Below are 8,080 nucleotides of genomic sequence, written 5' to 3' on the forward strand. Positions count from 1 at the left end.
CTCCGCGGAGGTGGGGCTCACCTGTTCGATGACGATGGATCCGGAGGCACGCTCCAGGACCACCATGCGCGGCCCCACCGCACGGTGGACGTCGATCCCCAGGCGGGAGGCGAGCCACCCGCCGGCGAGGTCCACGGACGCGGCCCGCTCGGGCCCACACACCGTGGCGCCGGTGATCCTCTCGAACGGGGGGCGGTCCAGGGTCGCGGCCAGGAGCGAGCGCCAGTGCGTCACCCTGGCCCAGGCCAGATCGGTGTCACCGGGGGAGTAGCCGGCCGCCCGCTTGGCCAGCGCGTCCGTCGGATGCCCCTCGGCATCGGAGTCCACGATCCGCCGCCGCGCCAGACGGCCGACCTTGTCCTCCGCCAACAGTGTCGGCGAATGCCTGGGCCACCACACCGCGAGCGGGGTGTCGGGCAGGAGCAGCGGGGTGACCAACGAGGCCGACTGCGACGCCATAGCCCCCGATGTCCGGAGCACCACGACCTCGGCCGCCCCCGCATCCCCCCCGACACGGATCTGACCGTCGAGCCGGTCAGCCCTGGCGCGGTTGCCACGGATCACGACGATGACACGACAGGGGTGCTCGCGGCTGGCGTCGTTGGCGGCCTCGATCGCGGACTCGCTGCCGCCGACGTGATCGGTGAGGACGATGAGCGTGAGCACCCGGCCGATCGTGCTCAGTCCCGCGTCCTCGCGGATCTGCACGAGCTTCTTGGAGATCTCGCGGGTCGAGGTGTCGGGCAGGTCGATGATCACGGTCGCCTCCATGCGCGGCCACTGCGGGCCAGGATCTCGTCGGCACCACGCGGGCCCCACGTCCCGGCCTGGTACTGCTCCGGGGTACCCCCGGCAGCCCATTCGTCGAGGACGGGATCGAGCAGCATCCAGCTCAACTCCACCTCCCGCGAGACCGGGAAGAGCGACGGCTCACCCAGCAGGACGTCCAGGATCAGCCGCTCGTAGGCCTCGGGGGACGATTCGGTGAACGCCTCGCCGTACGCGAAGTCCATGTTGACATCGCGGACCTCCATCGCCGTCCCGGGCACCTTGGAGCCGAATCGCAGTGTCACGCCCTCGTCCGGCTGGACCCGGATCACCAGGGCGTTCTGCCCGAGTTCCTGGGTCATGGTCGCGTCGAAGGGCAGGTGCGGCGCGCGGCGGAAGACCACCGCGATCTCCGTCACGCGACGGCCCAGCCGCTTGCCGGTGCGCAGGTAGAACGGGACGCCGGCCCAGCGTCTGTTGTGGACCTCGAGGGTGATCGCGGCGTAGGTCTCGGTGGCCGAGGACGGATCGTAACCCTCCTCGTCCTTGAGCCCCACCACCTGCTCGGAGCCCTGCCAGCCGCCGGAGTACTGGCCCCGGGCCGCGGTCTCGGAGATCGGGAGCGCGAGTGAGGTGGACTCGAGGACCTTGGTCTTCTCCGCCCGTAGCGCGGCGGCGGAGAAGTCCGTGGGTTCCTCCATGGCCACCAGCGCCATGAGTTGGATGAGGTGGTTCTGGATGACGTCGCGTGCCGCCCCGATGCCGTCGTAGTACCCGGCGCGGCCGCCGAGTCCGATGTCCTCGGCCATCGTGATCTGGACGTGGTCGACGTGATTGGCGTTCCACACCGGTTCGAAGAGCTGGTTGGCGAAGCGCAGGGCGAGGATGTTCTGGACCGTCTCCTTGCCCAGATAGTGATCGATGCGGAACACCGAGTCCTCGGGGAAGACGGCGCCCACCACCGCGTTGAGCTCGCGAGCACTCGCCAGATCGTGGCCGAAGGGCTTCTCGATCACCACGCGGCGCCACGAGCCGTCGACCGATCTGGTGCACCCGGTGCGGTCGAGGTGCCGACAGACCGTGGGGAAGTCGTCGGGGGGGACGGACAGATAGAACGCGTAGTTCCCGGCCGTGCCCCGTTCGGACTCCAGGGCGGTCAGCTGCTGCGCGAGGTGATCGAAGCCCTCGTCGTCGTCGAAGGTCCCGGTGACGAACCGCAGTCCCGCCGCCAGTTGCTCCCACACGTCCTCACGGAACGGGGTACGGCACCGTTCCCGCGCGTGGTCACGGGCGAAGTCGGCGAACTCGGCGTGGGTCCAGCGGCGTCGACCGAAGCCGATGAGACAGAATCCCGGCGGGAGCAGCCCCCGGTTCGCGAGGTCGTAGACGGCGGGGATGAGCTTCTTCTTGGAGAGGTCACCCGTGACGCCGAAGATGACCAGACCGGACGGGCCGGCGATCCGGGGCAGGCGGCGGTCCCGAGGATCGCGCAGCGGGTTGGCCGATCCCTCCGGCCCGCCGACGGTGTCGCCGACGGCGGGGGAGGGCCGACCGGCCGGTTCGGTCACGACCCCGAGGGGATCTCGTCGATCCGCGCGGTGACCGTGGCGATCAGGTCGTCCCACGCGCTGACGAACTTGCTCACGCCCTGCCGCTCGAGCAACGAGAAGACCTCGTCGAGGTCGATCCCCTCCGCGCGCAGCGCCTCGAGGGTCTCCCGGGACGCCTCGCCGGTGCCCCGGACCGTGTCCCCAGCCAGCTGCCCGTGGTCGGCGAACGCCTCCATCGTCGCGAAGGGCATCGTGTTGACGGTGCCGTGGGTGACCAGGCCGCTCACATAGAGGGTGTCCGGGTAGGCGGGATCCTTGACCCCGGTGGACGCCCAGAGCAACCGCTGGGGGCGAGCACCCCGTGCGGCCAGATCGCCGAACCGACCGGCGGTGTCGTAGACCTCGTCGTACACGTCCTGACACAACCGCGCGTTGGCGAGTCCCGCCGTGCCCCGCAGGGCGGAGTCGTCGGGCAGGCGGGAGTCGATCTCGGTGTCGAGGCGGCTGACGAACACCGAGGCCACCGAGTGGATGCGGGACAGATCGTGACCGCCGTCGGCAGCTCGTTCCAGTCCAGACAGGTACGCCTCCGCGACCGCGCGGTACTGGTCGGCCGAGAAGATGAGGGTCACGTTGACATCGATCCCCCGCCCGATCACCTCCGTGATCGCGGGCAACCCCGCCGAGGTGGCCGGGATCTTGATCATGAGGTTGGGCCGGTCGACCACGTCCGAGAGTTCGACGGCCTGGGCCACCGTGCCCTCGGTGTCCTCGGCCAGCCGGGGATCGACCTCCAGCGAGACTCGTCCGTCGACCCCGTCGGTGGCCTCGAACACGCCGGCCAGGAGGTCGCAGGCGTCCCGCACATCGGCGGTGGTGAGCGAGCGCACGACGGAATCGACGTCCCTGTCCGCCCGGACCGCCTCGGCGAGCGCGGACTCGTAGGCCGAGGAGTCGGCCAGCGCGGCCTGGAAGATCGCGGGATTGGTGGTGACTCCCACGACCGAGTAGGTCGACATCCGCTCCTCGAGCTCCCCGGAGGTGAGGAGCTGGCGTGACAGATCGTCCAGCCAGACCGAGACGCCGGCGGCGCTCAGTGCGGCGAGATTGGCATTGGTCATGATGACTCCCCGGTGACGGCCGCGAGGGATTCGCGGGCGGCGGTGACCACGGCGTCAGCGGTGATCCCGAACTCGGTGTACAAGGTCTGGTAGGGGGCGGAGGCACCGAAGTGTTCCAACGACACCGCCCTGCCCGCGTCGCCGAGGAAGCGGTACCACGGCATCGCGATCCCGGCCTCCACACTCACCCGGGCGCGGACCGAGCGAGGGAGGACCGACTCGCGGTACTCCGCGTCCTGCTGGTCGAAGAACTCGATACACGGCATGGACACGACCCGGGTCGCGATGCCCTCCGCCTCGAGGACCTCGCGTGCCTCGACCGCCAGGTGCACCTCGGACCCGGTGCCCATGAGGATCACCTCGGGGGACCCGGTCGATGCCTCGGCGATCACGTAACCGCCGCGTTCGACACCCTCCCGGGCCGACTCGGCCGTGCCCTCGAGGACGGGGATGTCCTGTCGGGTCAGGCAGAGCCCCTTGGGGCCGTCGAGGGCGACGAGCATCGCGCGCCACGCGGCCGCCGTCTCGTTGGCGTCCGCCGGACGCAGCACGGCCAGCCCGGGGATGGCCCGCAGTGCCGCGAGCTGTTCGACCGGCTGGTGGGTGGGGCCGTCCTCGCCGAGACCGATCGAATCATGGGTCCAGACGTAGTAGGCGTTGCTGCCCTGGAGGGCGGCGAGCCGGACGGCCGGACGCATGTACTCGCTGAAGATGAGGAAGGTCCCACCGTAGGGCCGGGTCGGGCCGTGCAGGGCGATCCCGTTGAGGATCGCGCCCATGGCGTGTTCGCGGACGCCGAAGTGGAGGTTGCGACCGTACGGGGACGCCGTCCACGTCCCGGTCGAGATGGACGGGGGGCCGAAGGAGTCGGCCCCCTCGATCTGGGTGTTGTTGGAACCAGCGAGGTCGGCCGACCCGCCCCACAGCTCCGGGAGGGTCCCGGCGAGCGCCTGGATCGCCTTAGCCGACGCCTTGCGGGTGGCGACACCCTTGGGGTCGGCCTCCCACCTCGGGAGGTCGGCGTCCCACCCCTCGGGCAGCTGGCCGGAGTAGAGCCTGTCGAAGAGGTCCTTCGCCCCGGGGTTCGCCTCGGCCCACGCGTGGAACATGTCGCTCCACTGCGCGTGGACGCGGGCGCCCCGGTCACGCGCGGCGCGGGTGTGGGCGATCACCTCGTCGTCGACGGTGAACGGCTCGGTGCCACCCATGCCGAGGGCCTCCTTGACCGCGTCCACCTCGGCCTGTCCGAGCGCCGAACCGTGCGAGGCGCCCGTGTTCATCTTGGTGGGGGCGGGGTAGGCGATCACCGTGCGCAGGACGATGATCGACGGCTTGTCCGTGACCGCGCGCGCGTCCGCGATCGCGTCCTCGATGGCCTCGATGTCCTCACCACCGTGGACCGTCTGGACGTGCCAGCCGTATGCCTCGTAGCGGGCGGCCACGTCCTCGGTGAAGGCGATCTGGGTGTCGTCCTCGATCGAGATCTTGTTGTCGTCGTAGATCGCGATGAGGTTCCCGAGCTGCTGGGTCCCCGCCAGAGAGCAGGCCTCGGCGGTCACGCCTTCTTGGACGTCGCCGTCCGAGGCGACCACGTAGACGAAGTGGTCGAAGGGGCTCTTCCCGGCCGGGGCGTCCGGGTCGAACAGGCCCCGCTCGTACCGGGCGGCCATGGCCATGCCCACGGCGGAGGCCAGACCCTGACCGAGCGGCCCGGTGGTGATCTCCACCCCGTCGGTGTGGTTCCACTCGGGATGCCCCGGGGTCTTGGAGCCCCAGGTGCGCAGCGCCTTGAGGTCCTCGAGCTCCAGGCCGAAACCGGCGAGGTACAGCTGGATGTACTGGGTGAGCGACGTGTGGCCACAGGACAGGACGAAGCGGTCCCGCCCCACCCACTTAGGGTCCGACGGGTCGTGGCGCATCACCCGCTGGTAGAGCGTGTAGGCCAGGGGCGCCAGGCTCATGGCCGTGCCCGGGTGACCGCTGCCGCAGTTCTGCACGGCCTCGGCGGCCAGGACACGCGCGGTGTCGACCGCCCGGGTGTCCAGTTCTGTCCAGTCCGACGGGTGGCGGGCGGTGGTGAGCTCGGTGATCTCCGACGCGCTGGTCACTTGTGGTTCTCCCGGGTCGAGGGTGCGGCGCGGATCCGCGCGGATGTCGTGGACCACCTTAGTGGTCAGACTCGCCCGGGGTCGGGCGGTCCCCGCCCCCGCTCTTTCGCGGAGCGTGCAGGGGGGACGTAGTATCGGCCGGGTAGTGCGTTGACATCTGCTGCGAGGAGTTCCGGTGCACGATTCCACCCCGACCCGGAGTGGGGGGCCGTCCGTCTCCCCTCCAGAGTCCTCGGGGCGGCCGGCTCCGGCGAGCGGGAGCGCCCGCGCAGCCGATGTGGTGATGTCGTACATCGCCCTCACCAAACCGCGCGTCATCGAGTTGCTCCTGGTCGCCGCCATCCCCGCGATGTTGCAGGCCGACCGCGGGCAGGTCCACCTAGGACTCGTGTTGCTGACACTGGTCGGCGGGTGGCTGGGCGCCGCCAGCGCCAACACCCTCAACATGGTGGTCGACGCCGATATCGACAAGGTCATGAAGCGGACCGAGCGGCGCCCCCTGGCCCGCCACGCCGTGACCCCACGAGCCGCGCTGGTCTTCGGTCTGGTGCTCGGCGCGTCCAGCATGCTCTGGCTGGGTCTCCTGGCGCAGAGCTGGCTGGCCGCCGCGTTCATCCTGGCCACGATCTGCTTCTACGTCTTCGTCTACACGATGGTCCTCAAGCGACGCACCGCCCAGAACGTGGTGTGGGGTGGCGCCGCCGGCTGCATGCCCGTGCTCGTGTCCTGGGCGGTGATCACCGACCACCTCCCCGAGGGCCAGCCGCACAACTGGTGGCAGGCGATCGTCCTGTTCCTCATCATCTTCTTCTGGACCCCGCCCCACACCTGGGCTCTCGCGATGCGGTACAAGGAGGACTACAAGGCGGCCGGCGTACCGATGCTGCCCGTGGTGATGTCGGCCGAAGGCGTCACCCGGCGGATCACCCTCTACACCTGGGCCACCGTTCTGTGCACCTTCGCACTGATTCCCGCAGCGGGGTGGATCTACGCGGTGGGCGCGGTCGGCTTCGGAGTGTGGTTCATCGTGATGGCGCACCGCCTCGAGGCCGGTGTCCGTCGAGGTGTCGAGGTCAAACCCCTCAAGCTGTTCATCCTGTCGAACAACTACCTGGCCGCGGTCTTCGTGGCCCTGTCCGTCGACGCGGTTCTGGGCCTCGAGACCCTGTCGGGCGCGTTCGCACTGTTCTGACCGTCGCCGGCAGAGGTCGTCTGCCCGTCACCGTGAGGGGTCGAGCGTGATCGACCCCGTGGTGCGCCGGGCCTGCAGGGCGCGGTGTGCCTGCGCCGCCTCGGTGAGCCCGAAGGTCGCACCGACCTCCAGGACGAGCGAACCGCCCACCAGACCCTCCATCACCTCCGCCGCGCGTTCGCGGTACTCCTCCGTGGTCGCGATGAAGTCTCCGAGCGAGGGTCGGGTCAGGAACACCGAGCCGGCCGCGTTGAGCCGCTGCGGATCCACCGGGGGTACCGGACCGCTCGCCGCGCCGAACAGGACCAGGGTTCCGCGTCGCGCGAGTGACGCCAGACTCATGTCGAAGGTGTCCCGCCCGACCCCGTCGAACACCACCTCCACACCACCGCCGGACAGTTCGCGGATCCTCTCGGGCGTGGCCTCCGGATAGAGCAGCACCCGGTGCGCCCCCAGATCCCTGCAGATCTGGGCTTTCGACTCGGTCGAGGTGGTGGTGATCACCTGGTACCCCCGCGCCACCGCCATCTGGATGAGGAGCTGACCCACTCCTCCGGCGCCGGCGGTGATCAAGACGGTGTCCCCGCCGTGCGCACGATGGGTGTCGGTGATCAGGTAATGGGCCGTGAGTCCCTGGAGCAGCATCGACGCGGCGACACCGTCGGGCACCTCATCGGGGACCGTGACCAGCGCGTCGGCCGGACCCACCACGTACTGGGCGTAGGAACCGGGGATCTGACACCACGCCACCCGGTCCCCGGCCACGAGGTCGGGCGTGCCCTCGCCGACCGACTCGACGATCCCGGCCCCTTCGCTTCCCGGGATATACGGCAACGAAGCCTGGTAGACGCCCTCCCGGAAATAGGTGTCGATGAAGTTGACGCCGACGGCGGTGGTCCGGACGAGTACCTCTCCCGGACCCGGCGAGGGCGTCTCAACCTCGACCGGCCGTAGGACGTCGGGGCCACCGTGTTCTGAGATCCGGATCGCACGCATGCTCCCAGTATCCGGGGCGGCCGGGGGCGGCGCAGCCCGGATGTCGCCGAGCCATATGGCAGCTCCCCGGGAGCGGCAGGCGGTCGAGGGGAGCGGAGGCGATAAGGTACCACCATGAGCCTGCAGATCCTTTCCCAGTACGCCGGGGGACCGCGAGCCCGGGCGACCGGTCGGTCCGCCGTCACCATCGGCGAGTCCGGCGCCGTGTCGGAACCAGATCAGGCACCCGCCGCCGTCGACGAGACGCCAGCCGCCGTCGACGAGGCTGTTGCCGCGGATGGGGCCGCAGCACAGTCCGGGGACGCACCTGCAGTGGACGCCGCGCAGGAGACCGCCGACAGCTCG

The 8,080-nt window shown here is 70.0% G+C and carries 7 protein-coding genes; 2 read left to right on the top strand and 5 right to left on the bottom strand.

Translation table 11 applies throughout. From position 1 onward, the window contains the following. The 4 genes from G6019_RS11905 to tkt form a co-directional block, all read right to left on the bottom strand. A partial coding sequence (locus tag G6019_RS11905; protein WP_182627677.1) for a glucose-6-phosphate dehydrogenase assembly protein OpcA occupies positions 1-771 on the bottom strand: 771 nt, incomplete at its 3' end. After that, positions 756-2,336 (bottom strand): glucose-6-phosphate dehydrogenase, encoded by a 1,581-nt coding sequence (gene zwf / locus G6019_RS11910; RefSeq protein WP_375539762.1) that lies wholly within the window; start codon positions 2,334-2,336, stop codon positions 756-758. The genes zwf and G6019_RS11905, both read right to left, overlap by 16 nt. Beyond that, the gene (gene tal, locus G6019_RS11915; protein WP_182612856.1) at positions 2,333-3,439 is read right to left on the bottom strand and encodes a transaldolase; all 1,107 of its coding nucleotides are present in this window, start codon (positions 3,437-3,439) and stop codon (positions 2,333-2,335) included. Before tal ends, zwf begins: the two co-directional genes overlap by 4 nt. After that, on the bottom strand, positions 3,436-5,547 hold the full coding sequence (gene tkt / locus G6019_RS11920; RefSeq protein ID WP_182612857.1) for a transketolase: 2,112 nt from the start codon (positions 5,545-5,547) through the stop codon (positions 3,436-3,438). The genes tal and tkt overlap by 4 nt, the downstream gene beginning before the upstream one ends. Before the next feature lie 160 nt (positions 5,548-5,707). Between tkt and G6019_RS11925 the strand changes: the two genes are divergently transcribed. Further along, a complete protein-coding gene (locus G6019_RS11925) occupies positions 5,708-6,739 on the top strand; it encodes a heme o synthase (protein ID WP_194305681.1) in 1,032 nt (343 codons plus the stop codon). A gap of 27 nt (positions 6,740-6,766) precedes the next feature. On the opposite strand, the gene G6019_RS11930 is transcribed toward G6019_RS11925, so the two are convergent. Beyond that, positions 6,767-7,735 carry a quinone oxidoreductase family protein gene (locus tag G6019_RS11930; protein WP_182612858.1) on the bottom strand — a complete coding sequence of 323 codons (969 nt, stop codon included), beginning with the start codon at positions 7,733-7,735 and terminating at the stop codon, positions 6,767-6,769. 114 nt (positions 7,736-7,849) lie between these two features. On the opposite strand from G6019_RS11930, the gene G6019_RS11935 reads away from it, so the two are divergent. After that, a partial coding sequence (locus G6019_RS11935; protein ID WP_439822630.1) for a hypothetical protein occupies positions 7,850-8,080 on the top strand: 231 nt, incomplete at its 3' end.

The sequence above is a fragment of the Dietzia sp. DQ12-76 genome (assembly GCF_014145045.1).
GTDB lineage: Bacteria > Actinomycetota > Actinomycetes > Mycobacteriales > Mycobacteriaceae > Dietzia.

Coding starts and splice junctions, on each gene's coding strand:
- tal (WP_182612856.1), bottom strand. CDS start 3,439: ATGACCAATGCCAATCTCGCCGCACTGAGCGCCGCCGGCGTCTCGGTC.
- G6019_RS11930 (WP_182612858.1), bottom strand. CDS start 7,735: ATGCGTGCGATCCGGATCTCAGAACACGGTGGCCCCGACGTCCTACGG.